20 protein-coding genes are annotated in these 26041 nt (G+C 65.1%); 10 read left to right on the top strand and 10 right to left on the bottom strand.

The annotated features are described in order from the left end of the window. Window positions 1-200: 200 nt before the first annotated feature. Genes CO675_RS03570 through CO675_RS03560 form a run of 3 tightly spaced genes read right to left on the bottom strand, consistent with a single transcriptional unit; the run spans window position 201 to window position 6161 of the window. Complete coding sequence (locus CO675_RS03570; RefSeq protein ID WP_097670603.1) at window positions 201-3650, bottom strand: error-prone DNA polymerase; 3450 nt, start codon at window positions 3648-3650, stop codon at window positions 201-203. After that, a complete protein-coding gene (locus CO675_RS03565) occupies window positions 3647-5476 on the bottom strand; it encodes a Y-family DNA polymerase (RefSeq protein ID WP_502693355.1) in 1830 nt (609 codons plus the stop codon). The genes CO675_RS03570 and CO675_RS03565 overlap by 4 nt, the downstream gene beginning before the upstream one ends. Further along, a complete protein-coding gene (locus CO675_RS03560) occupies window positions 5367-6161 on the bottom strand; it encodes an ImuA family protein (protein WP_097670601.1) in 795 nt (264 codons plus the stop codon). Before CO675_RS03560 ends, CO675_RS03565 begins: the two co-directional genes overlap by 110 nt. 256 nt (window positions 6162-6417) lie before the next feature. Here CO675_RS03560 and CO675_RS03555 point away from each other — a divergent pair, with 256 nt between their 5' ends. Next, window positions 6418-7851 carry a UdgX family uracil-DNA binding protein gene (locus CO675_RS03555; protein ID WP_097670600.1) on the top strand — a complete coding sequence of 478 codons (1434 nt, stop codon included), beginning with the start codon at window positions 6418-6420 and terminating at the stop codon, window positions 7849-7851. A gap of 607 nt (window positions 7852-8458) precedes the next feature. Next, window positions 8459-10081 (top strand): inorganic phosphate transporter, encoded by a 1623-nt coding sequence (locus CO675_RS03550; protein WP_097670599.1) that lies wholly within the window; start codon window positions 8459-8461, stop codon window positions 10079-10081. Between the two features lie 78 nt (window positions 10082-10159). On the opposite strand, the gene CO675_RS03545 is transcribed toward CO675_RS03550, so the two are convergent. Further along, on the bottom strand, window positions 10160-11062 hold the full coding sequence (locus CO675_RS03545; RefSeq protein WP_245452611.1) for a LysR family transcriptional regulator: 903 nt from the start codon (window positions 11060-11062) through the stop codon (window positions 10160-10162). Window positions 11063-11201: 139 nt separating this feature from the next. Between CO675_RS03545 and CO675_RS03540 the strand changes: the two genes are divergently transcribed. Next, window positions 11202-12383 carry a cytochrome P450 gene (locus tag CO675_RS03540; protein ID WP_097670597.1) on the top strand — a complete coding sequence of 394 codons (1182 nt, stop codon included), beginning with the start codon at window positions 11202-11204 and terminating at the stop codon, window positions 12381-12383. A gap of 124 nt (window positions 12384-12507) precedes the next feature. Here the strand turns inward: CO675_RS03540 and CO675_RS03535 are convergent, their stop codons facing one another. After that, window positions 12508-13680 carry a M20 aminoacylase family protein gene (locus tag CO675_RS03535; RefSeq protein ID WP_097670596.1) on the bottom strand — a complete coding sequence of 391 codons (1173 nt, stop codon included), beginning with the start codon at window positions 13678-13680 and terminating at the stop codon, window positions 12508-12510. A gap of 278 nt (window positions 13681-13958) precedes the next feature. Here CO675_RS03535 and CO675_RS03530 point away from each other — a divergent pair, with 278 nt between their 5' ends. After that, the gene (locus CO675_RS03530; RefSeq protein WP_097670905.1) at window positions 13959-14384 is read left to right on the top strand and encodes a hypothetical protein; all 426 of its coding nucleotides are present in this window, start codon (window positions 13959-13961) and stop codon (window positions 14382-14384) included. A 110-nt stretch (window positions 14385-14494) separates the two neighbouring features. Here CO675_RS03530 and CO675_RS03525 read toward each other — a convergent pair whose 3' ends face one another. From CO675_RS03525 to CO675_RS03515, 3 genes are all read right to left on the bottom strand, one after another. Beyond that, window positions 14495-15121, bottom strand: a complete 627-nt coding sequence (locus CO675_RS03525; protein ID WP_143278863.1) for a pyridoxamine 5'-phosphate oxidase family protein — start codon at window positions 15119-15121, stop codon at window positions 14495-14497. Between the two features lie 104 nt (window positions 15122-15225). Next, window positions 15226-16563, bottom strand: a complete 1338-nt coding sequence (locus CO675_RS03520) for an amidohydrolase (protein ID WP_097670594.1) — start codon at window positions 16561-16563, stop codon at window positions 15226-15228. Window positions 16564-16681: 118 nt separating this feature from the next. Further along, entirely contained in the window at window positions 16682-17452 is a 771-nt protein-coding gene (locus tag CO675_RS03515) for an IclR family transcriptional regulator domain-containing protein (RefSeq protein WP_097670593.1), read from the bottom strand. 170 nt (window positions 17453-17622) lie between these two features. Between CO675_RS03515 and CO675_RS03510 the strand changes: the two genes are divergently transcribed. From CO675_RS03510 to CO675_RS03490, 5 genes are all read left to right on the top strand, one after another. Next, window positions 17623-18114 carry a MaoC family dehydratase gene (locus tag CO675_RS03510; protein ID WP_097670592.1) on the top strand — a complete coding sequence of 164 codons (492 nt, stop codon included), beginning with the start codon at window positions 17623-17625 and terminating at the stop codon, window positions 18112-18114. Between the two features lie 12 nt (window positions 18115-18126). Further along, window positions 18127-18576, top strand: coding sequence for a MaoC family dehydratase (locus tag CO675_RS03505; RefSeq protein ID WP_097670591.1), 450 nt, complete (start codon window positions 18127-18129; stop codon window positions 18574-18576). A gap of 246 nt (window positions 18577-18822) precedes the next feature. Then, a complete protein-coding gene (locus CO675_RS03500; RefSeq protein ID WP_097670590.1) occupies window positions 18823-20130 on the top strand; it encodes an MFS transporter in 1308 nt (435 codons plus the stop codon). Between the two features lie 99 nt (window positions 20131-20229). Next, entirely contained in the window at window positions 20230-21849 is a 1620-nt protein-coding gene (locus CO675_RS03495; RefSeq protein ID WP_097670589.1) for a GMC family oxidoreductase, read from the top strand. 7 nt (window positions 21850-21856) lie between these two features. Continuing rightward, window positions 21857-22759, top strand: coding sequence for an alpha/beta fold hydrolase (locus tag CO675_RS03490; protein ID WP_097670588.1), 903 nt, complete (start codon window positions 21857-21859; stop codon window positions 22757-22759). A gap of 42 nt (window positions 22760-22801) precedes the next feature. Here CO675_RS03490 and CO675_RS03485 read toward each other — a convergent pair whose 3' ends face one another. Next, on the bottom strand, window positions 22802-23020 hold the full coding sequence (locus CO675_RS03485) for a hypothetical protein (protein ID WP_097670587.1): 219 nt from the start codon (window positions 23018-23020) through the stop codon (window positions 22802-22804). 501 nt (window positions 23021-23521) lie between these two features. Between CO675_RS03485 and CO675_RS03480 the strand changes: the two genes are divergently transcribed. Beyond that, on the top strand, window positions 23522-23998 hold the full coding sequence (locus CO675_RS03480; protein ID WP_097670586.1) for a hypothetical protein: 477 nt from the start codon (window positions 23522-23524) through the stop codon (window positions 23996-23998). Window positions 23999-24721: 723 nt separating this feature from the next. Here CO675_RS03480 and cax read toward each other — a convergent pair. Beyond that, window positions 24722-25825 carry a calcium/proton exchanger gene (gene cax, locus CO675_RS03470; RefSeq protein WP_097670585.1) on the bottom strand — a complete coding sequence of 368 codons (1104 nt, stop codon included), beginning with the start codon at window positions 25823-25825 and terminating at the stop codon, window positions 24722-24724. Between the last annotated feature and the right edge of the window lie 216 nt (window positions 25826-26041).

Genomic DNA, 26041 nt, shown 5'->3' with positions numbered 1-26041 from the left:
AGGGAACACTTCGCCGTCGTCCTGGCGAAAGCCAGGACCCATTACCCCAACTGCCAAGTGCTGCACGACGCCGGGGCCACAATCCCTGCGACAACAAAGTTCGGTGGTTATGGGTCCTGGCTCCCGTGCGCAATTGCGCACTAGGCCAGGACGACGTTGGGGAGATAGCCGGCTCAACAGCCGCCGTCATCGCGCGACGACTAATGAAAATCCCGTGACGGCGGCAGGATGCGGACGTTGCGGGGGTGGCGGATCCTTTGCGGCGAGTTGTCGCCGTGATCGCGGCTGATGTCGTTGAGTGGCTCGATCAGCGCCGGGCCCGCCGGCACGGGGTGCTTGCCGAGAGGGGATTCGTTGGCGAGGCCGATCAGATCGTGGGAGCGGTCGGTCATGCGCTGCGCCACCAGATGCGTCACGCCCTCGGGGCTGCTCTGGATATAACCTTCGACCAGGATCAGGCGCGCACCCATCACTTCTTTCCGATACTGCTCCATCACCTTCGGCCACACCACGATGTTGGCGATGCCGGTCTCGTCCTCCAGCGTCATGAACACGACGCCCTTGGCGCTGCCCGGCCGCTGCCGCACCAGCACGACGCCGGCGCAACTGACGCGGCGGCGGTCGTTGCTGCGGTTGATGGTATGGCAGGCGACGACGCGCTCTCTGGTGAACATCTCGCGCAAGAATTCCATCGGATGGCCCTTCAGCGACAGGCGGATGGTCTGATAGTCGGCGACCACTTGTTCGGGGCGCGGCATTTCCGGCAACGGTTTTGCGCCCTCATCCGGCTGCTCGCGCGCGATGGCGGCCTCGAACAGCGGCAGCGGCACATCGTCAGGCAGCCGCCGCACCGCCCATAGCGCTTCGCGGCGATCGAGCCCGAGCGAGCGGAACGCATCGGCGTCGGCGAGCAGGATCAGCGCACGCTTGGGGAGAGCGGTGTCGCGGGCGAAGTCTTCCAGCGAGGTGAAGGGCCTGCGGTTGCGCGCGGCGACGATGCGGTCGGCCCAGTCCACTCCGTCATTCCGGGGCTCGCGAAGCGAGAGCCCGGAATCCATACTCACGTTGGTGGTTATGGATTCCGGGCTCGCGCCAAAAGGCGCGCTCCGGAATGACGACTGGAGAGCTTTCAGCCGCTCCTCGTCCTCATCCAGCCAGTGAAAGCCGTCGATCTGGCGGAAGCCGAGCCGCACCGCGCAATGATCGCCGACCTTCTCCTCCAGCGTGTTCTGCGCAAAGCTGAAGGAGACATCGACCTCGCGCACCGTGACGCCGTTGTTGCGGGCGTCGCCGACGATCTGCGCAGGGGCATAGAAGCCCATCGGCTGCGAGTTGAGCAGGCCGCAGCAGAACGCGTCGGGATGATGGTGCTTCAGCCATGAGGAGATGTAGACGAGCTGGGCAAAGCTCGCGGCATGGCTTTCCGGGAAGCCGTAACTGCCAAAACCCTTGATCTGGTCGAAGCAGCTGCGGGCGAAATCCGGATCGTAGCCGCGCGCCACCATGTTGCCGACCAGCTTCTCTTCATAGCTGCCGATGGTGCCGACGTTGCGGAAGGTCGCCATCGAACGGCGCAGGCCGTTGGCCTCCTCCGAGGTGAAATGCGCCGCCTCGATCGCGATCCGCATCGCCTGCTCCTGAAACAGCGGCACGCCGAGCGTCTTGTGCAGCACGTTGTAGAGCTCGTCCTTGTCGCCCTGGTCCGGCGCCGGCGATGGATAGCTGACCTTTTCCTGGCCGTTCCGGCGCCTGAGATAGGGATGCACCATGTCGCCCTGGATCGGGCCGGGGCGGACGATCGCGACCTCGATGACGAGGTCGTAGAAGGTGCGTGGCTTCAAGCGCGGCAGCATGTTCATCTGGGCGCGGCTCTCGACCTGGAACACGCCGAGCGACTCGCCGCGGCACAGCATGTCGTAGACTTCCTTTTCGTCCTGCGGGACCGAGGCGAGCTCCCAGCGCTTGCCTTTGTGGTCATCGATCAGGTCGAAGCATTTGCGGATGCAGGTCAGCATGCCCAGCGCCAGCACGTCGACCTTCATCATGCTCAGCGCGTCGACATCGTCCTTGTCCCATTCGATGAAGGTGCGGTCGTCCATCGCGGCATTGCCGATCGGCACATAGGTATCGAGCCGGTCCTGGGTCAGCACATAGCCGCCGACATGCTGCGAGAGATGGCGCGGAAACTCGATCAGCTCGGTGGCGAGTTCGACCGCGAGGTTGATCATCGCATTTTTGGGATCGAGCCCGGCCTGTCGCACCTGCATGTCGTTGAGGCCCTTGCCCCAGCTGCCCCACACGGTATCGGCGAGCGCCGCGGTGACGTCCTCGGTCAGCCCGAGCGCCTTGCCGACATCGCGGATCGCGCTGCGCGGGCGATAATGGATGATGGTGGCAATGATCGCCGCGCGGTGCCGGCCGTAGCGGCGATAGACATATTGCATCACCTCCTCGCGCCGCGAATGCTCGAAATCGACGTCGATGTCGGGCGGCTCCAGCCGCTCCTTGGAGATGAAGCGCTCGAACAACAGATCGACCTTGGTCGGATCGACCGAGGTGACGCCGAGCACGTAGCAGACCGCGGAATTGGCCGCCGAGCCCCGGCCCTGGCACAGGATGTTCTGGCTGCGCGCATAATGGACGATGTCGTGCACGGTGAGGAAGTAATGCGCGTATTTCAGCTCGGCGATCAGCGCGAGTTCCTTGTTCAGGGTGGCGCGAAGTTTTTCGTCGATCTCGCCGCCGAAATATTTGTCGACGCCGGCCCAGGTCAAATCCTCCAGATGCTGCTGCGCGGTCTTGCCCGGCGGCACCGGTTCATCCGGATACTGGTATTTGAGCTGATCGAGCGAGAACGAGATGCGTTCGGCGAAGCGCATGGTCTCCGCGATCGCATCCGGCAGATCGCGGAACAGCCTCGCCATCTCATGCGCCGGCTTGAGATGCCGCTCGGCATTGGCCTCGAGCCTGCGGCCGACAGCCTCGATCGTGGTCTTTTCGCGGATGCAGGTCAGCACGTCCTGCAACGGGCGGCGCGCGGGATGGTGATAGAGCACCTCGTTGGTGGCGAGCAGCGGCACACCGGCGTCAGCGGCGAGGCCATGCAACCGCGCCAGGCGGCGCCTGTCGTCGCCGCGATAGAGCAGGCTTGCGGCAAGCCAGACGCCGTCGGCGGCGCTGGCTTTCAGTTGCGCGAGCAGATCGAACGCTTTCTCCGCTTCGAAACGATGCGGCAGCGCCAGCACCAGCAGCTGGCCTTCGGCGAAATCGACGAGATCGGACAAGCTAAGACGGCAGTCGCCCTTCTCAATCCGCTCGATGCCGCCGCCGCGCTTGCCGCGGGTGAGCAGCTGGCACAACCGGCCATAAGCGGCACGGTCGCGCGGATAGACCAGGATGTCGGGCGTGCCGTCGATGAAGACGATGCGGGCGCCGATCAGTAGTTTTGGCGGATGGGCGACCTTGTCGCTGTCGAGTTCCTTCCAGGCGCGCACCACGCCGGCCAGCGTGTTGTGATCGGCAAGCCCGATCACGGGAATCCCGAGTTCGCTCGCCTGATGCACATAGGCGCGCGGATCGGAGCCGCCGCGCAGGAAGGAGAAATTGCTGGTGATGCCGATCTCGGCATATGTTGGCCTGGGTGTCGTCATGCGAACAGCCCGTGCACATACCAGTTGGCCGGGAGCGGCCGGCCCTCCTCGTCGCGCAGCTCGCTCTCGTAGAGGCCGTCGCGAAAGATCCAGAAGCGCTGGCCCTCGGCGTCCTCGACGCGGAAGTAGTCGCGCGTCAGTGCGGCGCCGTCCTGCTTCCACCATTCCATCGCGATGCGCTCGGGGCCCTCGACCCGCACCACCGCGTGCAAGGCGCGCCGCCAGGTGAACTGGTGCGGCGGACCGTCGGGCACACTCGCGAACGGCACCTTGATCGGCTCGGGCCGCTCGAACAGCCGCAAGGGCCGCAGCGGTGGCTCGCCGGCGACGCGCTCCGGCCAGGCAGCGGCGCTGGCAGCAGTCAGATGATACTGCGCCGGCAGCGCGAGCGCTGATCGTTCGGGGATGTGGCTCTCGAGCGGCAGATGCACGACGACGCGTTTGCCCCCGATGCGGGCGGCAATGCGGTCGATCAGCGCCGATATCTCGTCATTGTCGTGCACTGTGCTGTCGAGGTCGCGCTGCTGCTGCACCACGATCTCGGTACGCCCGGCGGCGAGGCGGATGAGATCGAAGCCGAAGCCGGGATCGAGCGGATCATTGAGCGCATCGAGCCGCTCGCGGAACAGGCGGTCGATCATCTCCGGCCGCGTCACCGGCCGCCCGGTCTCGACCATGATCGCGCGCACCGCGCCGTCGGTGCGGAAGAAGCTCGCTTCCAGCTGCCGCGCGCCTTTGCCCTGCTTGTCCATCGCCGCAACCAGCGTCTTGGCGAGGCTCGAGAGCGTCAGAGCGATCACGGTGTCGGTCGCGATCGGCTCGGGGAAACGCTTCTCGACGATGTAATCGGGCAGCGGCTTGCGCGGGCTGATCGGGGCATCGCCCTGCCCGAGCGCGTGGCCGAGCAAGGTGGTGAAGGCCGAGCCGAACCGCGCCGAGATCTCATGCGGCGCGCGCGAGGCGACATCGCCGACGGTCTTCAACCCGGCGCGGCGCAGGCCGGTGGTGACGGCAGGATCGGCGCCGAGCGCCGACACCGGCAGCGGGCCGACCGCCTCCGCTTCCGCGCCATCGGCGATGATCTGCCCCGAGGCAGTGCGCGTCAGCGTGCGCGCCGCGATCGAGGTGCCCGCAATCGCCGCACTGACGGCGAAGCCGCGCCGGCTCAGCGCATTGATGACGATCTGCAGCAGCGCGCGCTCGCCGCCGAACAGATGCGCGCAGCCGGTGATGTCGAGGAACAGGCCGTAAGGCGGATCGAGCGCGACCAGCGGCGTGAAGCGGTCGCACCAGTCGGCGATGTCGTTCAGCGTCTTCAGGTCGGCCGCGGGGTCGGCGTCGTAGACCGTCAGCTCCGGGCAGATCGCCCGCGCATTGGCGAGCGGCAGCCCGATCGACAACCCGGCCCGCACCGCCGCCTCGTCGACGGCATGCAGCAGGATCGCGTTGTGGTCTTTTGCGACCACGACGCTGGGGAGTTCTCGTGAGAGCTCTTTCTTCGCTTCTCCCGCTTGCGGGGGCCGAGACGAGCGAAGCTCGCTCTTAGGCCGGATCGCATCGCGAGATGCGATCCGGGTGGGGGCTCTCTCCTCAGCGGGACTCGTGGCGAGACCCCCACCCCAACCTCGAGAGCGAGCTTCGCTCGCCTCGGACCCCGCAAGCGGGAGAGGGAGCCCGACCACCGCCCGTGTGTCGGTTGGCACAACGGCATGCGCATCAGCTTGCGAGGCGATGTCCTGCGCGAGCTTGCGCTTGATGCGGTCGATGGGCAGGCGCGGCAGCCACAGGCTGAGGATACGCCGACGGTTCACTGAATTGGCACTCATGACACTTCCATTCCATGATCCATCGCCCGACCGGGCCATGACGATTGCGCACGAGTTCGGCCTCGAAGCGCGGCGCGCCCCAGCCGCTGGCCGCATTGCCCGGCGGCGAATGCGCCGCGCGCACGATCCAGCGCGTCTCCGCGGTCGAGGGGATCGGAGTCGCCGCGATCCGCAGCAGCAGCGCGGTGACGCCGGAGGCTTGCGCGGCCAAGGTCAATTTGCGGCTGGCGACGAGATCGAGCTGGCGCGCATGGCCCCAGATCTCGAGCACGACAGCGCCGAGCGCATCGCAGGCGAGCGCGTCGGCCGCGGTGCGCAGGCCGCTGTCGACATCGGCGGCACGCACGGTGACCAAGAGGCGCGGATCGAGGCCGAGCTCGGCAAGCCCGCACATCGACAGCGCACCGTTTTCGCGATCGGAAAAATCCTGCCGCACCCAGACCAGCGGCTTGCGCGCTGATATCCGTCCGGCGAGCCCCGCGATGAAGCCGGTCGCCGCGCCGCCTTGATGGCCGGCCGCGAACACCTCGTGCAGCGCGGCCGGTGCAAGCCCGCCGCGCAGCATCGCGTCCGCGCTGGTGTGTCCAAGCGCGATGCGGTTCGGCATCGCCGCCTCCGATGGCGCCTCGATGCGCGCGATGCTGCCGCGCAGAGACGCAAGCGTACCCGTGCGTGCGCCGTTCATATGCGCCGCTCCTTCCCAACCAAAATTTGAGGCCGTCACTGACCAGAACAGAGAACCAGGGACTGGCTCATTTGTTCATGATATGTTCTAATATAAAGCTAACAGGGCCCGCGGAGTCAATCGGATTGGTGAGGTCGTCGATTCATGAGTGGAATCAAAGGGATTCAGCAACCACCGAACCGGATGGACCCTGATCTTCCGCAAGTCAGGCGCGCCGGCCCCGAAAATGGCGGCGTGACGGAAACGGAGCAATCGCATGCGTATCATCGTGCTCGACAACGACACCGATTTCGAGGGCTGGCGCAAGGCTGCGCGGCGATTGGCGATCAATGACGTGAAGCCTGCCGAGGTCACATGGACCGTCCGCCGCGACGACGAACTGCCGCCCGCATCCTGCGTGAATGACTTGCCCGACGTGCCGCAGGCGCGGTTCAACGTGACAGCCATATTCGTCGAGCTCGCGAAGACCGCGATCCTGCATCGCAATGACACGCGCTTCGCCCTGCTCTATCGCCTGCTGTGGCGGCTGCGCGGCCATCACGATCTGCTCAGCGCGACTGGTGATCCCGACGTCGCCGAGGTCCACGCGATGGCGCGCGCGGTCTATGGCGATATCGACAGGATGCACGCGCAGCTCCGCTTCCGCGAGATCGGCCGCGAACGGACGGCGCATTACGTCGCCTGGTTCGAGCCTGAGCATCGCATCGTCGAGTTCGCCGCACCTTTCTTCGCTGGCCGCTTTGCCGACATGCCGTGGTCGATCCTGACCCCCGACGTCTGCGCGCATTGGGACGGGCACGCGATCTCGATCTCGCCGGGCATTGCCAGATCCGAGGTGCCGAGCGAGGATCGGCTCGAGGAGGTCTGGCGGCGTCATGACAACGGCCTCTTCAATCCCGCGCGGCTGAAAGTGATGGAGATGCCGCAAGCCTATTGGAGGAACCTGCCCGAGGACTCGATCATTAAGCCGCTGATCGAAGACGCCATGCGCATGACCAGCGGCCCCTTCATCGCACGCAAGATGACCGAGCCGCGGAAGCCGCAGGATGAGCCGATGGCCCGCAAGCAAACTCACGACATGCAAGCTCGCGACACGATCGCTGCCTTGCGCGACGAGGCCGCCGACTGCCGCGCCTGCCCGCTATGGAAGGACGCCACCCAGACCGTGTTCGGCGAAGGACCACAAGGCGCGACGCTGATGCTGGTCGGCGAGCAGCCCGGCGACAAGGAAGATCTCACAGGCCATCCCTTTGTCGGACCGGCCGGACAGATGCTCGATCGCGCGCTTGAGGACGCCGGCATCGCGCGCGCCACGGTCTACATCACCAACGCGGTGAAGCACTTCAAATTCGTGCCGCGCGGCAAGATCCGGCTGCACCAGAAGCCGGGCACGCCGGAGATCCGCGCCTGCCGTCAGTGGTACGCGCGCGAGCTCGCCGCCATCAGGCCGGAACTCGTGGTGGCGCTCGGCGCCACCGCAGCGCAGAGCGTGCTCGGCAAGATCACCCCGATCAACAAGAACCGCGGCCGCCTGATCGATCACGACGGAACCAAGGTGCTCGTCACCGTGCACCCGTCCTACCTGTTGAGGCTGCCCGACGAGAAAGCCAAAGCGCTGGAATATCAGCGTTTTATCGACGACCTGAAAATTGCCGCAGATCAGCTGCGCAATTCGGCCCGCGCGGCCTGAGTTGCGCCAAACCGGCGGAACCTGGGAACCACACTTCAACGTGAAATTGCTTGTGGGCGCGGACAAAAACCTACAACCTTTAATTGATCCGTGGTACGGTGACGTGTTCCGCAGGTATCGGGCGTCATGTTCACGCCATGGCGTACCCTGAGGCGGGCGCGCTGCGCGGTTTGCTAGCCCCAATCGTGCGGCGCGCCACCTCGTCTCGCAATCCTCCCTCCTCACGATCCTCGCCTCCTCACTCGTCCGCAGCACACGCTGGATTTCTGGTTATCTAAATTCCTGTGTCACCGGGATTCCTGGTGAGGTGGATTGCCGGTGACCTGGCCTCGCGGGCCCGACCTCTCGCCGCCGGCGTCCTCGCCTTTCACATGTCTCGCTCCGCGAAACCCGAACGGTGACTTCAGTCACGATCACTGCGTGATCGGGATCGCCTGTTGCTGAAGATTGCCACCAGGCCGAGAAGGCTCGTGGACCTTCAATGTGTTGCACAACAATTCGGCGCGATGTCCACCGTCATGGATGGCCACCTCATTTCACAGGGCGGATTTCAATTGCCTGTCATATGCATCGATCAAAATCGGAGGCATTGGGACAGGAGTTTACCATGAGCGATATGGCGTTACCCGGCTCGATCGAGCCCGCCCTGAAAAAGGGTCCGGACCTCGACAAGGGCTTTCATCCTCTGACCGGCGTTATCTATTTGGGCGTGGTCGCGGCCGCGCTGCTGTTTGTTGCCTACAGCATCTATGCAGACGTCGACGCCACCGGCACCCGCATCACGTCGTTTCTGCCTTATATCCTGCTGTTCGTCGCGCTGCTGATCGCGCTCGGCTTCGAATTCGTCAACGGTTTCCACGACACCGCCAACGCGGTCGCGACCGTGATCTACACCCGCTCGCTGCCGGCGCATGTCGCCGTGGTCTGGTCGGGCATGTTCAACCTGATCGGCGTGCTGCTCTCGAGCGGCGCCGTCGCGTTCGGCATCGTGTCGCTGCTGCCGGTCGAACTGATCCTGCAGGTCGGCTCCAGCGCCGGCTTCGCAATGGTGTTCGCGCTCCTGATCGCCGCGATCATCTGGAATCTCGGCACCTGGTGGCTCGGCCTGCCGGCCTCGAGCTCGCACACCCTGATCGGCTCGATCATGGGCGTCGGCATCACCAACGCGCTGCTGCGCGGCCGCGACGGCACCTCGGGCGTGGACTGGTCGCAGGCGGGCAATATCGCCAAGGCGCTGCTGTTGTCGCCGCTGTTCGGCTTCGTGCTCGCCGCCGGTCTGCTCTACATCCTCAAGGCCGTGCTGGCGCGTGCGACGCCGGCGCTGTTCGGCGAGCCGGTCGGCAACCAGCCGCCGCCGTGGTGGATCCGGGGCATCCTGATCCTGACCTGCACGCTGGTCAGCTTCTTCCACGGCTCGAACGACGGTCAGAAGGGCATGGGCCTGATCATGCTGATCCTGATCGGCACCGTGCCGACCGCCTATGCGCTGAACCGCGCGCTGCCCGCGAACCAGATCGAGCAGTTCGCCGCGCACTCGATCGCGGCCAGCAAGGTCATCGAAGGCAAGGCCGCCGGCTACAACGTGATCGGCAATCCGCGCCCGGCCGTGACCAACTATGTCGCGCAGCACCAGATCAACGAAGGCACCTATCCGTCGCTCGCGGTGCTGGTGCGCGACATCGGCCAGCAGGTTGCCCAGTATGGTTCGCTGGCCAAGTTCCCGGCTGACGCGGTCGGCAACACCCGTAACGACATGTACCTGGCGTCCGAGGCGATCCGCTTCCTGATGAAAGACAAGGAGGCCGAACTGACTGCGGCCGACGTCGCCACGCTGACCGAGTATAAGGGCTCGCTCGACGGCGCGACCAAGTTCATCCCGAGCTGGGTGAAGTTCGCCGTCGCCATCGCGCTCGGCCTCGGCACCATGGTCGGCTGGAAGCGGATCGTCGTCACGGTCGGCGAGAAGATCGGCAAGACCCACCTGACCTACGCGCAGGGCGCCTGCGCCGAGATCACGGCGGCCGCGACGATCGCGGCGGCCGACGGCTACGGCCTGCCGGTTTCGACCACGCATGTGCTGTCGTCAGGCATCGCAGGCACCATGGCCGCCAACGGCTCCGGCCTGCAATGGTCGACGATCCGCAACATCGCGATGGCCTGGGTGCTGACCCTGCCGGCCGCGATGATCATCTCGGGCTGTCTGTACTACGTGTTCTACCACGTGTTCTGATGCCGCATGCTTTCGGCGCGGCAACGCGCCGGATAAAGGCCCGCACCTCACGTGCGGGCCTTTTCTTTTAACGGAGTGTCAGGCGTACACTTTCGCGATCTCGGCCAGCAGCCCGCGCGCCCATTTGTGCAGGCCGGATTTGGCCGTCCGGGCGCTCCAGTACATGTCGATCGAGATCGGCACACGGAACGGCAGCGCCGCGACGTGCAGGCCGCCGCGCATCGCCCGCGCCAGATGATGCGGGATGGTCGCAATCAGCCTCGTGCCGGCGACAATGCGCTCCAGACTGTCGTGGTTCGGCAGGCTGACCGCCGGCTCGATCTCGATCTCCCGCGCCTTGAGCGCCTCGAGATAGAGCGGCTGCCACTCGCCGCTGTGGGTGATGAAGACATGCTCGGCCTTCGCATAGGCCGACAATCCGATCCTGCCGCGCGCCAGCGGATTGGCCGAGTCCATCACGCAGACATAGTGATCGGTGAGGACATGGCGCCGAAAGAAGCTTTCGCCGACGACCCCGACCGGACCGAGCACGATGTCGCACTGGTTCTGCTTGAGATGGACGTCGCCATGGCCCGCGGCGTCGAGCAAGACGAGACGGACTCCTGGTGCGCCGGCACGCAGCCGCGCACTGAACTGCGGCATCAGGGTCTGCCGTTCATGATAGTTGCAGGAGATCGTCACGCTGCCCTGCGCCGTCGCCGGATCGAATTCGACCGGTGAGGCGAGCCCGTCGATCTCGCCGATCATGTCCCGCGCCCAGGCGACCAGCGCCGCGCAGCGTTCGGTCGCCGTCACGCCATTGCCGTTGCGGACGAACAGCGGATCGCCGAGCGCACCGCGCAGCCGCTCGACCGCGTAGCTGATGGTGGACTGGTTGACGTCGAGCCGCCTGGCGGCCGCCGAGAACGACTGCAAATCGTAGACCAGCACCAGCGTCCGCAAGGTCCCGATGTCGATCGGATCGATCGAGGAATTGGCCACCAGGTTGCACCTCCCGCCTTGCCGGCGGCCAGCCTACCACAAGGTCATGCAATATTTCGATGGTCTATATCGATCTCATCGAATTGAACGATTGCGCCCCCCGGCGCTAGGTTTTGCAAAAAGCGCCCCGGGAGGACCAATGACCAGCACCGTGCCTGTCGTCACTGACATCGCGTATCAGGATCTGCTCGACGACCCCTATCCGATCTTCAGCCGCCTGCGCGAGCTGGCGCCGGCGGTGTTCGTCGAGGCCGCCAAGCTGACGCTGGTGACGCGCTTCGACGACATCACGCGGATCGAGCGCGATCCGGCGACCTACTCGGCCGACAATCCGACTTCGCTGGTCAACAAGGTGATGGGGCCGACCTTCATGCGCAAGGACGGCACCGAGCACGCGATCGGCCGCAAGACGATCGAGCCCTCGTTCCGCCCGGCCACGATCAAGGAGTATTGGGCGCCGAAATTCACCGCGATCGCGCAAGCGCTGATCGATGATCTCTCGGCGGCTGGTGAAGCTGATCTGTTCTGCGCGCTCGCCGCGCCAATGGCCTCGCTCAGCCTGATGGCGATGATCGGCTTTCGCGCGATGCCGTGGCAGACGCTGGCCGACTGGTCGCAGGCGCTGATCGACGGCGCCGGCAATTACGCCGCCGATTCCGAAATCGAGCGCAAGGCGATGCAGGCCAGCGCTGATGTCGACGCCGCGATCGACGCGGTGCTCGACGACCACCGCCGCCACCCCACCCCCTCGATCCTGTCCTCGATGGTCAATGCCGATCCGCCGATGCCGATCGAGGACATCCGCGCCAACATCAAGGTGATCATCGGCGGCGGACTGAATGAGCCGCGCGATGCGATCCTGACCCTCGTGCTCGGTCTGCTGCAAGACCCGGCGCAGAAGGACAGCGTGTTGGCGAAGCCGGAGCTATGGCCCGCCGCGCTCGAGGAAGCGGTGCGCTGGATCTCGCCGATCGGCATGTATCCGCGGCGCGTCACCCGCGATGTCGATCTTTCCGGCATCGCGCTGCCCGAGGGCCTTCAGATCGGGCTCTGCGTCGGCGCGGCCAACCGCGACGGCAATCGCTTCGCCGAGCCCGATCGATTCGACGTGACGCGGCCGAAGCAATCGCATCTGGCGTTCGGCGCCGGACCGCATTTCTGCGCCGGCACCTGGGTGTCGCGGCTCACGGTCGGCAAGATCGTGGTGCCGATGCTGTTCGCGCGCTTGCGCAATTTGCGCCTCCGCGCGGCGGCGCCGCCTGTCGTCCGCGGCTGGGTGTTCCGCGGACCGGTGACGCTGCCGGTGCGATGGGATGCGTGAAGTAGTCTATTTCGTCATTGCGAGCGACGCGAAGCAATCCATCGCCCGATTCGCTGAGCCATGGATTGCTTCGTCGCTTCGCCCCTCGCCATGACGGTTGACAGCGCGCCGCAGACAGCGAGCCTTACGCCGCCAGCGCGTCCTCCACGATCTTCACGAAGTACGACGTCCCGAACACGATCGCCTCGTCGTTGAAATTGTAGGCGGGGTGATGCAGGCCGGCGCTGTCGCCGTTGCCGCAGAAGATGAAGGCGCCGGGCCGCGCTTCCAGCATGTACGAAAAATCCTCGCCGCCCATCAGCGGCGGCATCGCATGCACGTTGCCGTCGCCGGCGACTTCCTTGGCGATGCGGGTCGCGAATTCGGTCTGCGAGGCGTGGTTGACGGTGACGGGATAGCCGCGCTTGTAGTCGAGATCGATCCGCGCGCCGGTCAGTTGGGCCACGCCCTTGACCACTTCGCCGATGCGCTTCTCGATCAGTTGCCGGACCTCCGGGGTCAGGGTGCGGACGGTGCCGCGCAGGACCGCGGTCTGCGGAATCACGTTACGGGCATTGCCGGCGTGGAATTCGCAGATCGAGATCACGGCGGAATCGAGCGGATCGACGCTGCGCGACACGATCGACTGCAGCGCGGTGATCAGTTGCGCGCCGACCATCACCGAATCGATGCATTTATGCGGCCGCGCGGCGTGGCCGCCGAGCCCTTCGATGTTGATATTGACCTCGTCGGTGGACGCCATGATCGGGCCGGAGCGGATCGCGAACGAGCCGATCGGAATCCCAGGACCATTGTGCATGCCATAAACCTGCTGGACGCCGAAGCGGTCCATCAGGCCGTCCTTGATCATGGCGGCAGCCCCAGCGCCACCCTCCTCGGCCGGCTGGAAGATCACGACCGCATCGCCGGCGAAATTGCGCGTCTCGGCGAGGTAGCGCGCCGCGCCGAGCAGCATCGCGGTGTGGCCGTCATGGCCGCAGGCGTGCATCTTGCCCGGCGTCTTCGAGGCGTAAGGCAGGTTGGTTTCCTCGTGGATCGGCAGTGCATCCATGTCGGCGCGCAGGCCGATCACCTTGACCTCGCCCTTGGCCGCGCCCTTCTTGCCCTTGATGACCCCGACCACACCGGTCTTGCCGAGCCCGGTCACGACCTCGTCGCAGCCGAATTCCCGCAGCCGGTCCGCCACGAATGATGCAGTGCGGTGCACGTCGTAGAGCAGTTCGGGGTGTTCATGGATGTTGCGGCGCCAGGCCTGGATATCGGGTTGCAGATCGGCGACGCGGTTGACGATGGGCATGAGAATTCTGGCCTCAGAGGTTGGACGTAAGTCTTCTCTAGCATGCAAGAGGCGGTCCACCCAACAGATGTGGCATGCCTCCGGCCCAGGCCCTGCATTCGCAAATGGGATGCCGAATGCTCCGGGGACGTAGGGTCGAATGGCCGAGCGTCCGTTTGCCAATGCCTGGCCTGACGGGATCGTCATCCGACCAAAGCCTAATAGTGCCGGGGATATCTCATGCGGATACTATCTGAGGTTTGCGCACCGAAATCCTCCTCAAAGAAGGGCGCGGCTGCATGACGCCGGATCAAGCGGTCTTGTTCTCCACCATCATCCTGCTGGTGCCGATGGGCTACTTCCTGCTCGCGGCGCCCGCGTTCCTGCTCGTGAAGCTCGACATTCCGCCCGTCACCCGCCTGCTGCGCGGGATGTTCAATGCCTACTTCCTGGTGCTGACGGTCTCGGGCGTGATCGGGACGCTCGCCTTTGCCGCGTCGGGCCGGCCGGCTGCCGCGCTTGGCATCGCCTTGATCGCGGCGTTCGCGGTGCTGGCGCGCCGATGGTTCCTGCGGCGGCTCGACGCCGAGGCCGACGCGCGAGACTCAGGTGATCCGACCGCCGTGCGGCGGCTGCGCCAGCTGCATTGGGGCGGCATGCTGTGCAATGCGGTGCAGGTGTTCGCGCTGGTCGGCAGCATTCCCTATATGGCGCCGCTGCCGTGACCGGATTTTGCGCCGCCGATCCCATATCCGCTTCAGGTACCTGAAGCCACATCCTCTGCCCTCGAAGCGCGGCGCCAAACAATCCGTTCGCGTCACGGCGGAAGGGCCCGCTATGCCTCACCTTTCCGATGCGGGTCGTATTTCGAAAGCACGTCCTTGAGGTAATCCCGGCTCTTCCATTCCGGTGCGGGCGGCGCGTAGCCGGGCCGAGGAACGAACGGATTCGCCGGGACATCCGCTGACGCGCCCATCAGGTCCGGAATGTAGCGCGGGCAATTCGGAAAAATCTCGCATTTGACGCGCACCACAACCTTCGCACCATGGTGGCGGGCAAGCGTTTCCGCGCTGTCGTCGATCGTTGCCTTGCCTCGGATGCGCGCGCGAAACGTCTTGCCGTCGAGGCGTACAAACAGCAACCCGACGTTCGGGTTGCGGTGAATGTTGCCGAGCGTGCGGTACATGTTGTTGCCGTCATATTCGGGGTATTCAAGCGTGTCGGGCCCGGTGATCTTCACGAAGCCGGGATCGCCACATCGCATCGAACAATCGACGCTGTCCTGATAGCTCGTCGCAATGAAAAAGAATCGCGTCTCCTCGATCAGCTTGCGCTCCTGGTCCCAGAATTCGAAGTGCAGGCGATGCTTTTCGAGACCGTCGGCGACGCGACGGCCGTCGAAGCGGTCCTGCAACTCGCGCATTCCGTCGTGGTAGAAAGGGGCGCGCACCGGGTCTGCCACGGGACTTCTCCAACAAGTTGATCAAGCTATCTGCGAGTCTTGGCACGGCCGGATTGTTCGGCAGCGCGGCAGCGAATTTTCTGGGCCTGCCCGGCCACAGACGGCTAGTTTCCCTTCGCCTGCCGATCGAACGCGCTCAGCACGGCCAGCGTCATGGCCTCGACACCGGTCTTGATGGTGGGCTCCGGCACTGGCGCGAACAGCGGCGAGTGATTGCTCGGTAATGGCGGGCCGTTGCCCGCTCGGGCTGCGGCGACGCGCTCCGGCTCATAGATACCGATGTTGAAGAACATCGACGGCACTCCGGCGCTGACGAATTCCGAATAATCCTCGCTGGGCGTGCCCGGCGGCGAGGTTGCGAACTTGTCGCCAAACGCCGCCTTCAGCACCTTTTCCGCGGTGCCGACCACGTCCGGATCGTTCATCACGGCTTTAGTCCCTTCGGCCAGGTTGATCTCAGGCTCCGGCGCATTCGACATGGCGGCGACCGCCTTTGCCGTCCGCTCGATGCCTGCAAGCATCTTGGCGCGCACTTCGGGCTTGAAGGTGCGAATGGTGCCGAGCAGCACCACATCATCTGGAATGATGTTTGAGGCGGTGCCGCCGTGAATTGCGCCGATGCTGACCACGCCGAATTCGGTCGGGTCCTTTTCGCGGCTGATCACGCTCTGAACATCGACGACAAAGCGCGCGGCCATCATCACGGGATCGATCGTCGCCTGTGGCACCGCTCCGTGTCCGCCGCGACCATGAAATTTGATGTAGAGGCCATCGGCGGCAGATGAGCCGATCCCGACGCGATAGCGCACCGTTCCGTAGGCGAACGGGCCGTCGTGCAGGGCGAAGCCGAAATTCGGCTTTGGAAATCTCGTGAACAGACCGTCCGCCAGCATCGCCTTGGCGCCCGACACGATCTCTTCAGCCGGCTGGGCGATGAACATCAGCGTGCCGTGCCATTGGCCTTTGAGGCCGACCAGCGTCTTGGCCGTCCCCACCCAGCTCGCCATGTGGATGTCGTGGCCGCAGCTGTGAGCGACGAAGGTTTCCCGTCCCTGCCATGTGGTCTTGTCGTGGCTGGCATAGGGAAGTCCGGTCTTCTCTTCCATCGGCAGCGCATCGAGCTCGGTGCGCACCATGATGGTGGGGCCCTCGCCGTTCCTGTAGATCGCGACCAGCCCGGTCTTGCCGACGTGCTCCGTCACCTCGAAGCCCAACGCCCGCATTTCGGCAGCGAGCTTGGCTGCGGTCTTCTCCTCCTGAAAGGCGATCTCGGGGTGGGCGTGAATATCCTTGTAGAGCGCGTCGAGTTTTGGATAGTCCGCCTCGACCGATTTCTCGATGGCGCCCTTCAGCGCGGCGACATCGAGTTCAGCATTGGCGCGGTGCGGCAGTGAAGCGCAGAGCGCGGCGGACGCAAGCAGCGTGAGAACAATCCTGTTCATGGCAATCGCTCCAACCGAAACCCGGATACTGCCCCCCGAACGCCAGGCCGGGCCCTGCTGCGCGATTTAAGCAGGCGCGCTGACGGGAAACAATGACTGATCGAGAGCGTGTGCGGTCCTAGCCCGAAGTGAGCATCTGGCTGCGGATCTCCTGTGCGGTGCGGCGCAGCGGCAGCAGAAACTTCTTGCGCGCGCCGGCCTCGCTGACCGTCCCCGAGATCGTGTTGACGCTGAGTGCCGCGACCACCGCACCGGCCGGATCGCGCAAGGGCACCGCGATGCCGCAGATCGCAGGATCAAGCTCGCCATCGACCCAGGCGTAGCCGTCGCTCTCGACCCGCGCGAGCAGTTCGCCGAGACGCTCTGGATCGGTCACGGTGCGCGGCGTGATCTGCTTGAAGCCGCCGGTCGCAAGATAGGCCTCGCGGGTGCCGGGCGGCAGCGCCGCGAGCATGACGCGGCCGAGCGACACCAGATGCGCGGGCAGCCGGCTGCCGACGCCGAGATTGGCCGACAGGATCCGCCGCGCCGGCAGACGCAGCGCATAGACGATCTCGTCTTCGTCGAGCACCGCCATCGCGCAGGACTCGCCGATCTCGTTGCGCAAATTCTCCAGCGCGCGCTGCGCATGCGCCCAATAAGGCAATGCATTGAGATAGGACAGGCCGAGCCCGAGCGCGCGCGGCCGCAAGCTGAAATAGCGCCCATCCGAGGCGCAGTATTTCAACGCCACCAGGGTCGCGAGGATGCGGCGGGCGGTGGCGCGGTTGAGATCGGCAGTGTCGGCGGCCTCTGCCAGCGTATGCCGGCCCGGCGGCTTGCCGAGCGCCTCGATGATCGAGAAACCGCGCGCGATCGCGCGCACGAAGCCGTCACTCTCTTTGCTCATCGCACCGTTCTGCTGCAGCCGTCGCGTTGCTCGTCACGTCGCAGCCCGCATGGCTGCCTGCACATGACGCGGCGCTGCGCCGCTTGTCAGGGGCTCCCGACCGCGCTAGCGTCAATTCACACAGCGAATGAACTGTTCGCCTGGCGAACTGAATAGCAGGAGGATCCTCGATGGTGCAAGCAGAAAGTTCTGCGGCCACCCCGTTCGAAACCGATTTCTGGAAGGATGCGAAGCTGCGCAAGGTGTGGGACGACATCGTCCCCGGCGCGCCGCGCAACACGCTGCCCTACCTGCTCACGCAGGACGCGATCGCGCTGTACTGCCGTGCGGTCGGCGAGACCAATCCGCTCTATCTGGATGAGGCGGCCGCGAAGGCCGGCCCCTATGGCGGACTGATCGCGCCGCCCGCGATCCACATCCTCTTGATGTTCGCCTGCACGCCGGCCGACGACTGGATGCGCTCGCCCGGCACCGTCAATGCCGGACAGTCCTGGAGCTACAACATCCCCGCCCGCCCCGGCGACACCATCACCCTGCAGGCCCGCGCGCTCGACAAGTTCATCAAGCGCGAGCGGCTGTTCGTGGTGCACGACAACGTCTTCTTCAACCAGCATGGCGACGTGATCTGCTCGGGTCGCGGCCAGACCATCCGTCCGATGTAAGGGAGCATCACGATGACCACAGCGAATTTCGATGCTCTCAAGGCCGGCGACACCATCGACGGCCCCGCCTTCGCGGTCTCGCGCGAATCGATCCGCCTGTTCTGCGATGCGTCGCTCGACTACAACCCGCTGCATCTCGACGACAACTACATGAAGGGCGATTTCGGCAAGACCAATTTCGGCGGCATCATCATGCATGGCATGAACAATTTCGGCCTGATCTCGCGCATGCTGACCGACTGGGCGCTTCCCGCCGGCGCGATCCACCGCAGGCTGGAGACGCGCTGGCTGAAGCCGGTGAAGCCCGGCGACACCATTCGCCCCGCCGGCACCATCAAGGCCAAGCAGACCACCGCGAAGTCGCGCTGGGTGCTGGTCGATGTCGCCGTGCAGAACCAGCGCGGCGAGACGGTCGCGGCCGGCGAAGCCATGCTGGAGTTTCCCACCGCGAAGGCGGGCTAGCCACACGAGCCGAAGCCAAGAGCGCAGGCTCTCCTTCGCCTCGCCCCGCGTGCGGGGAGAGGCCGGAACGCATCATCAGATGCGTTCCGGGTGAGGGGGAGCCTCCGCGGACCCAGCTAACGCCGCATTACGCGGAGACGGCCCCTCACCCCAGCCCTCTCCCCGTAAGAACGGGGCGAGGGAGCGCGGCGCCCATGCGGCGCCAATACACCTAACGACCAAAACAAAATCACGGAGGAGACTTCCATGCAGGATGCGGCCCAATCGCGGCTCTATCGACGGATCGCCTGGCGCCTGATCCCGTTCCTGCTGGCGTGCTACACGGTTGCGATCATCGATCGCTTCAACATCGGCTTCGCCAAGCTGCAGTTCCTGCACGATTTGAACATCGACGACGCGGTGTTCGGGCTTGCCGCCGGCATCTTCTCGGTCGGCTATGTCGCGCTCGAAGTGCCGAGCAATCTGCTGCTGGTCAGGATCGGCGTCAGCAAGACGCTGCTGCGGATCATGCTGCTGTGGGGCACCGTCACCGTGTTGCTCGCGCTGGTGCAGAACCAGTATCACCTCTATCTGCTGCGCTTCCTGCTCGGCGCGGCCGAAGGCGGCTTCTTCCCCGGCATCCTGTATTACCTGACGCTGTGGTTTCCGGATCGCGTGCGTGGCCGCATGACCAGCCTGTTCGTGATGGCGGTGCCGCTCGGCGGCGTCATCGCGGGGCCGTTGTCGGGCCTGATCATGGACCGCATGCAGGGCGTCCATGGCCTGCATGGCTGGCAATGGCTGTTCGTCCTCGAGGGCGTTCCCGCCGTGCTGCTCGGCATCGCCGCGTATCTCTATCTCGCCGACGGACCACAGGCCGCGAGCTGGCTCAGCGCCGACGAGCGACGGCAGGTCGCAAGCGATCTCGCCCGCGATCGCGCGGCCGCTCCTGACACGACGAGCAGCTTCGCGGCGGCTCTGCGCGAGCCGCGCGTCTATCTGCTTGCCTTCATCTATTTCGCGTTCTTCTGCTCGCTCAACACCATCCTGTTGTGGACGCCGACGCTGCTCAAGCGCGTCGGCGTCGCGACCACCACCGAGATCGGCTGGCTGAGCGGCGCAATCTCGGTGGCATCGGCGATCGGCATGGTCGCGATCGGCTACAGTTCCGATCGCACCAGGGAGCGGCGCTGGCACGTGGTCGCTTGCGGCCTCGTCGCGGCTGCGTGCTTCATCGCCTTGCAGGCCGCGCAGGGCAGCATCCTCCTGACCGTGACGCTGCTCGCGGTCGCATCGATCGGCATCTTCGCGATTCTCTCGCTGTTCTGGACCATTCCGAATGCGATGCTGGAGGGCAGCGCCGCGGCCGGCGGTATCGCCCTGATCAGCGCGATCGGCTCGTTCGGCGGCGCGGTGTGCCCTGCCCTGATCGGCTGGATGAATGTCGCGACCGGGAGCATCTACGCACCGCTCACCCTTGTCGGCGCGCTGCTCGCGATCGGTATGCTGACGCTGATTCTCTGTGTGCCGCGGTCCGGACCCGAGGTCACATTCGCGGAGCCCAGCCGTCCCTGATCATCCAACGCACGCCCGGTGCCGTCGGCCGGGCTTGTCTCGACCGGCTGCGTCTGACTAATAGGAGCCCAACAGAAGACGCTTGCCGGGAACGAGGACATGCCGCGAAGGCTCGAGGGTGATTTCGACTACATTATCGTCGGCGCAGGCACGGCTGGCTGCATCATGGCCAACCGCCTGTCGGCCGATCCGAGGAAGCGCGTGCTGCTGCTGGAAGCCGGCGGCAAGGACAACTGGATCTGGTTTCACATCCCGGTCGGCTATCTCTTCGCGATCGGCAATCCGCGCTCGGACTGGATGTTCAAGACCGAGGCCGAGCCCGGCCTCAACGGCCGCGCGCTCGCCTATCCACGCGGCAAGGTGATCGGCGGCTCGTCGGCGATCAACGCCATGATCTCGATGCGCGGCCAAGCCGCGGACTACGATCACTGGCGGCAGCTTGGCCTCACCGGTTGGAGCTACAGCGACGTGCTGCCGGCATTCAAGCGGCTGGAAGATCACTTCCTCGGTGCGAGCGAGCATCACGGGGTCGGCGGAGGCTGGCGCATCGAGGCGCCGCGGCTGTCGTGGCAGATCCTCGACGCGGTCGGCGATGCCGCCGAGGAGATGGGCATCAAGCGCATTCCAGATTTCAACACCGGCGACAATGAAGGCACCAGCTATTTCCACGTCAACCAGAAGCGCGGGCGGCGCTGGTCGTCGGCGCGCGGTTTCCTCAAGCCGGTGCTGAACCGCAGCAATCTCAGGCTCGAGACCGACGTGCTGGTCGACCGCCTGATCATCGAGAGCGGCCGCGCCGCCGGCGTTGAGTTCCGCCAGGGCAACGAGACGGTGGAGGCGCGCGCCAAGGGCGAGGTGATTCTCTGCGCCGGCTCGATCGGCACCACCCAGGTGCTGCACCGTTCCGGCATCGGCCCGTCTGAATGGCTGTCGCCGCTCGGCATCGACATCGTGGCTGACGTGCAGGGCATCGGCCATAATCTGCAGGACCATCTGCAGCAGCGCGCGATCTACAAGGTTTCCGGCGTGCGCACGCTGAACGAGACCTACTACAACCTCGTGCGCCGCGGCCTGATGGGCCTCGATTACGCGTTCCGCCGCCGCGGCCCGCTGACCATGGCGCCGTCGCAGCTCGGCATCTTCACGCGCTCGGACGAGACGCGCTCGCGTGCCAACATCCAGTTCCATGTGCAGCCACTGTCGCTCGACAAGTTCGGCGATCCCTTGCATCGCTTCCCCGCGATCACGGTGAGCGCCTGCAATCTGCAGCCGAGCTCGCGCGGCACGGTGCGCATCCGCTCGACCGCGCCCGACGACAAGCCGTCGATCGCGCCGAACTACCTGTCGACCGAGGACGACCGCCAGGTCGCAGCCGACGCGATCCGCACCACGCGCAGGCTGATGAAGCAGAAGGCGCTGGCGAAATATCATCCCGAGGAGTTCCTGCCTGGTCCTTCGGTCGGCGATGACGACGCCTCGCTTGCCAAGGCCGCCGGCGACATCGGCACCACGATCTTCCACCCCGTCGGCACCGCGAAGATGGGAACGGCCAACGATCCGATGGCCGTGGTCGACGAGCGTCTGCGCTTCTACGGCCTCCACGGCTTGCGCATCGCGGATGCCTCCGTCATGCCGACCATCACCTCCGGCAACACCAACACGCCGACCGCGATGATCGCCGAGAAGGCGGCTGCGATGATCCTGCAGGATGCGCGATAGATCGCCAATGACGCTGCCGCAACGCATTCTCGTTGGCGATGCCGGCGCGCAGATCGCGCTGGCACGATGGGGTGAGCCGGCCTCCGGCAAGCCGCCGGCGCTGCTGCTGCACGGCACCGGCTTTGTCGCCGAAGTGTGGGCCGAAGTCGCGGAATCGTTGGCCGCCGACTACACCGTCTATGCGCTCGACCGCCGCGGCCACGGCCTGAGCCACAAGCCGCCCGCCGAGCGCTATCAGTTCCGGGATTTCGCCGAAGATGTCTGCATGGTGGTCGAACGCCTCGACCTCCGTGATATCTACGGCATCGGCCACAGCGCCGGCGCGACCGACCTGATGCTCGCCACGAAGCTGGTGCCGGACCGCTTCGCGCGGCTGTTCGTGACGGAGCCGACCGTGATGGATCCGCGCACGCCGCGGAGCGGCGGCCTGAGCGAGATCGCGAACGCATCGGTGCAAGGCGTGCTGCGTCGCCGCGCCGAATTCGACAACGCCGACGATTTGTTCCGGCGATTGCGCGAAGCGCCGGCGTTCGCGCCGTGGACCGAGCCTTCGCTGTGGGCCTATGTCCATCACGGCTTTGCGCGGCTCGACGACGGCCGCATGCGGCTGCGCTGCACGCCCGAGATCGAGTCGGCCCTGCTCGGGCCGATCTTCCAGGCGATGGAGCAGGTCTACACCGGCGATGCGCGCGGCAATCCGTTCCCGTGGTTCGCCGAGATCGCCTGCCCGGTCCGCATCGCCACGGCCGAACAGTCATGGCCGATCTACAAGGAGATGGCCGATCGCGCAGCAGCCCTGATCCCACACGCCAGCCGCCGGACTTTCGCGAATGTCGGGCATTGCGTCGCGCAGGAAGCGCCGGCGTTGATGGTTGCTGCTCTCCGAACGTTCGCCGAGCGCGCGGCTTAGAACGGCTGCTCATCGGCAAATAGCGCCGATGGCAATTGCTCGTCACGATCGTCGATCGTCGAACTGCTTCACCGAATAGACCGGTGCGCGCACCGGCTGGATCGTGAGCCGATAGACGACCAGGTTAGTGCCATCAAATGCTTCAAGCAGGTAGTCGCAAACCGGACAGTGATACTCGCCCTTGACGCCGGGTTCGGACCATAGCTCCAACCGCCGGAAACCCGCGCCACAGCACGCGCACGTCACATCCGCTTTCCGCACGTTCGTTCTCTCCCTGCGGCGACGCCACTGTGCATGAACACGGCCAAGGCGATGGAGATTGGAGAGAAGCTCAGCGGAATGTCGCCTGCGAGGCCAATATCTCCGCACCCGTCCTCATCATCGCCGCTGCAAATCGTGGGGTTCTGCTGCAGCAGAACGCCTCGGATCAAGGTTGGTTCAACAATTCCGGCTGCGCACGGCAGCAAGCGAAAAACGTTGGTGAAGCTCGGCAATGGATGAGGCTGTCGCCTGATTGAGAGGTGACACGACAAGTCGCGGAACCTCCCAAGTCTCGTATTCTAGGCAGGGCCGCTTCGACAGCAAAGTGCAGATTGTGCCTAAGGAGATTTTGAAAGCAGGCGCCTTCGTGGTTGCGCGAAAGCGCCCGCGGAACCCGGCGCCTTGAACGCGATTGCGTTCCGTTGATCTACATCAACCCGGCGCCCCGGGAGTGACGCAGTTTCAGAGTTCGCAACCTCGTCCGCTAGGGAGGAGACGCCCATGCTTCGTTGTATCCTCGCCGCTCTGGCAGTTCTGGTTCTCGTTGGTGTCTGTCTGGTTCCCGATGACGCCTATGCCCGCCGTGGAGGAGGCGGCGGCTTCCGTGGCGGCGGAGGCGGCGGATTTCATCGCGGCGGCGGCATGCATGCCGGCGCCGGCAGGATGCATGCCGGTGCCGGAAGGATCCATGGCGGAGGCTATCGCGCTGCCGGCCGCCCGCGCCCGTCACACCCGATCGCGGGTCGTCCCGGCTATCCGGGCCGTCCGATTGCAGGACGCCCCGGCCGCCCCGTCGCCGGCTATCCCGGTTATGGCGGCGGCTATTATCGACCCGGTTGGGGCTATGGTGCTGCGGCGGCCGGTGCCGCGGCCGCGGCTGGCGCGTACTACGGCAGCTATGGCTACTACGGCAACCAGGGCTGCTCTTACAATCAATACGGTCAAATGATCTGTCCGCAGCAACCGTATCGGTATTGAGCCAGCTGAGCAGTCGTGGATGGATCATTCTTGTCGTCGCGCCGCAAGGTCGTGGCGTCGGGCATCGGTATGGCCCGCTTGAAGGGGCGCGAGCGACGCGACGGTGCCCATCGCGGCGCCCCTCTGCGTCCGCGTCCCCTCTCCGCTCCTCGACAGGCCTGTGCTGCGCGCCGGCATTGTCCGCACGTAGCAGCTAAACGGTTCTGGAAAAGCTTGATCCAGATCAACGGTTCCCTGGGCGCATGGTTTTCAAACCGGACCGGGTAAGACCGAAGGCATGGAGGAAGAGCGATGAAGACCAATTCGAAGACGATGACGCTGGCGGCGCCCATCTTCGCGTGTGCCATGCTGCTATCCTTTGACTACTCGAAACAGAGCTTCGTCTCGATTTCTCTCCAGAGCGCGCAAGCGCGCGTCGGCCGGCCCTTGACACCCGTGAGCGTCGCCGGTGTCGCCCGTCGCCATACACGAAGGCGGTGTACGGAACTGCTGCTGTGGGAGCCGCGGCGGCAGCCGGCGCTTATGGCTACTATCACTATCCTTCCAACGGTCAGGGTTTTGTCTGCACACCAGGCACGTACTTTCGCGGCGAGGATGGCCGCCAACACCTCTGCCAGTAGTCAGCGGTCATGAACGTTCTCGACGACGAGCCGAGCGCATGATCGCGCAGAGCCCGCGCCTGCATCCGTCCAGCACAATCTCGATCAAATATCTCGCTGCTGATCAAACCGGAGCGTGCGATCCCGGCGGCACCATGTACAGCGTCATGGCAAAAATCGCATAGATCAGCACGAGCAAGGCGCCAATGAACCATGCCGACCGTCCGCTGTTGGTGATGAAGCAGGATGTCACGGAAGCGATCATCACCATCGTCACGGCGCCCGGCCAGAACTGCAAGTCCATCGGCTTCGGACCGATGACATAGCTTAGAAGCACCAGTGCCGGCGCGACGAACAAGGCGATCTGCGAAGCGCTTCCGAGCGCGATGCTGACGCTCATGTCGAGCCGGTTCTTGCGCGCCGCGGAGAATGCCACCGCCATTTCCGCTGCGGCCCCGACCAGCGCGACGATAATGAAACCGACGAACGCCGGGCTCAATCCCAGCGTTTCGCCCGCTTTCTGCACCGAACTCACGAATATCTCGCTGACCAGGGCAACCAGCACGGTGACGGCGAGAAGCGTACCCAATGCAAGTCCGATCGGCCAGCCCGCGCCGCCGGCCTCGCCATGCTCCTCGCTTGCGAACAGCTCCTTGTGTGTCTTGAGCGAGAACAGCAGGCCCAGCCCGTAGGCACTTATCAGCAGCAGGGCGAGCCCCGTGCTGAGAGTCAGCGCCATGGCTTGGCCGCGTGCCGGATCAAGGTCGGCGATGGCCGAGGGGGCAAGCAGCGCAATCGTGGCCATCAGCAGCAACGCCGCGTACATCCTCCCGCCGGCCCGGTTATACTCCTGAACGTGATGGCGGAGCCCACCAAGCAGGAACGATGCGCCGAGCATGAAGAGCGAGTTGGTGACGATGGCACCGGCGATCGATGCCTTGACCAGCATGTATTCTCCCGCATGGAGCGCCGCAATCGCAATAATGAGCTCGGTCAGATTGCCCAAGGTTGCGTTGAGCAAGCCTCCGATCGCATCACCCGTTTTCTCCGCGACGCTCTCTGTCGCGTGGCTGAGAAGCGCGGCCAACGGCACGATGGCCAGGACAGCGAGCACGAACAGGGGTGTGTGGGCTGACGGAGCCGCCGCCTCGACCGCCAGCACGATCGGCACGAAAACCAGCATCCAGAGCAGCGGGTTATGTCGAATTTCCTTGAGCAGAAGGTGCATGGCGCCACCCGGTCGAAACGAGTTGGACAGCAACTTCTGATTACCGCGGGCCGCTCGATCTTGATCTAGCTCAATGCCACTCCACGGTCTCGCCGGCCAGGGCTTGCGCCACGGCGGCCTGCCCGAAGTCCCGGGCCATTTTCCGAACGTCAGAAGCGCGTCCCTCTCTCCGGCTCCTTGCCCCTTTGACCTAGATCAACTCGCGCCAGATCAGCA

Source organism: Bradyrhizobium sp. C9, assembly GCF_002532045.1.
Taxonomy (GTDB): domain Bacteria; phylum Pseudomonadota; class Alphaproteobacteria; order Rhizobiales; family Xanthobacteraceae; genus Bradyrhizobium.
This window is presented reverse-complemented; position numbering and strand designations above follow the sequence as displayed.